Origin of the sequence: Salipiger marinus (assembly GCF_035481585.1) — a bacterium.
Classification (GTDB): Bacteria; Pseudomonadota; Alphaproteobacteria; order Rhodobacterales; family Rhodobacteraceae; genus Salipiger; species Salipiger marinus.
In genome coordinates, this window is record NZ_JAYKSL010000091.1 from 1 (window position 1) to 851 (window position 851).

Here is an 851-nt window from a genome sequence, read left to right on the forward strand (position 1 = left end):
CGAGGAACGGCCACACGGCGCGATCTGCAACAAGGTCCCGATCATGTTGACGAAATCGGGGGGCATCACCAGCCTGCCACCCTGATAAAGCCGAAAAACTCTGCCTCCGGGCGGTCCAACGTTGGGGGTCAGAGCAGTTCGAATGTATCGACAGTTGGTTATTGGACAGGATTACAGGAGCTGCCAAGGAATTGCGGGAAGAAATCTCGCAACTAAAAATTTAGCATCCTGCTTTACCATATGATTTTGTCACATCAGGTTCATCAGGGCAAAATGACTGAAATGCAATATGCGTAAAGTCAAGAAATCACAAAAGGGCTCGGTTATTGAGCAGCTAATGAGTCACGCGTCGGCTTTGTGTGTGGCATTGCGACTGGCTTTGCCCTTCGGGATGACGGCTCTCGCCGGCATGATATTCTTGGACGTTCCACAGCGGTGGGCGATTATTGCCATGCTTCCGTTTATTATTTGGGCCGCCGCGTCAGGCCTGGTTCCACAGGAAATACCGGATGCGTGCGCTGATCTTCGGTGACGTGATGATCGAGCTCGCCGCCGAGACCCCGGCGGCGCGGATTGCCGAGATCGTGCATGCGCTCGGGCGTCCTCGTGATGATACCGTCCCACACGGTCCCTATCCTGGTGGCGACACAGCCGGTCGACTTCAGGAAGGGCCATGACGGGCTTGCCGCGCAGGTTGCATCGGTGCTGAAGGAAGACCCTTTCACCGGCACCGTGTTTTTGTTCCGGGCGAAGCGCGCTGACAGGCTGAAGATCCCGTTCTGGGACGGGAGCGGGTTGGTAATGGCCTACAACGATCTGCGTTCATACTACACCTCTTTCCTCCTCAGGTG

General features: G+C 55.8%; 2 protein-coding genes. Both read left to right on the plus strand.

Going from position 1 to position 851, the window contains the following annotated elements; genetic code table 11:
* Positions 1-509: 509 nt before the first annotated feature.
* Positions 510-677: a hypothetical protein gene (locus VK682_RS27270; protein WP_230798356.1), complete on the plus strand. Its 168-nt coding sequence runs from the start codon at positions 510-512 to the stop codon at positions 675-677.
* The coding region (gene tnpB / locus VK682_RS27430) for an IS66 family insertion sequence element accessory protein TnpB (protein WP_380716296.1) at positions 610-851 on the plus strand (242 nt) is incomplete at its 3' end. The genes VK682_RS27270 and tnpB, both read left to right, overlap by 68 nt.